Source organism: Mangrovibacter phragmitis, from assembly GCF_001655675.1.
In the GTDB taxonomy this organism is placed as follows: Bacteria; Pseudomonadota; Gammaproteobacteria; order Enterobacterales; family Enterobacteriaceae; genus Mangrovibacter; species Mangrovibacter phragmitis.
This window is the reverse complement of record NZ_LYRP01000036.1, coordinates 1-801: the sequence shown is the minus strand read 5'-3', so window position 1 is coordinate 801 and position 801 is coordinate 1. Positions and strand designations below refer to the sequence as shown.

1 protein-coding gene is annotated in these 801 nt (G+C 62.0%); it reads left to right on the top strand.

What is annotated here, in order from left to right:
* On the top strand, positions 1 to 801 hold an 801-nt coding region (gene vgrG, locus A9B99_RS17600), incomplete at both ends, for a type VI secretion system tip protein VgrG (RefSeq protein ID WP_156519092.1).

Here is an 801-nt window from a genome sequence, read left to right as displayed (position 1 = left end):
CTGGTTCTTCGGGAAAAAACTGCCGTTAAACAGCCCGTCCGGCGCTAACGATAATGGCGCAGACTCGGTATGGGATGTTCATGTTACGCAGAATGTGGCGGTGCGCTCGGTTACCGCCGGTGACTACAACCACCGTGAAGCACAACGGGTGTTGCTCTCGGAACCCGCCGACATGACCCGGGGCGACGGCGAGGGTGTCACCTGGGGAGATGTCTACCACCACCGGCCACGGCACCAGGCGCGCGGAGATAACATTAACCCGGCGCCTGAAACCGGCCACTTCTGGGCGCGCCTGGAGCATGAACGCTTTTTATCAGACCAGACCCGGGTAACGGGCCGCAGCACCGACCATACACTCAGCCCGGCGCAGGTTCTGGTTATCACTGAGGCGGCCATGCCACCCACACTGCCCCGGGAAACAGAAAACGGCGTGGTGATTATCAGCACGGTTTACACCGCCAGCCGCCAGAACGCCCTGCAGGTGGCGTGGTCGGCCATGCCGTTCTTTGAGAACCGCTGCTGGCGCCCGGCGGCGAGGCCTCGCCCGGTGGTCAGTGGCACCCTGATGGCGCGGGTGACCAGCGCCAAACCCGACGACATCTACGCCTGGCAGGATGCCTCGGGCCTGTACCGGGTAAAGTTTGATGCCGACCGCGACGACAAACGCAAAGGTATGGAAAGTATGCCGGTGCGTCTGGCGAAACCTTATGGCGGGCACAAATATGGTTTCCACTTCCCGCTGGTTCAGGGCACCGAAGTGGCGATAGCCTTTCACGAAGGCGACCCGGACCGGCCGTATAT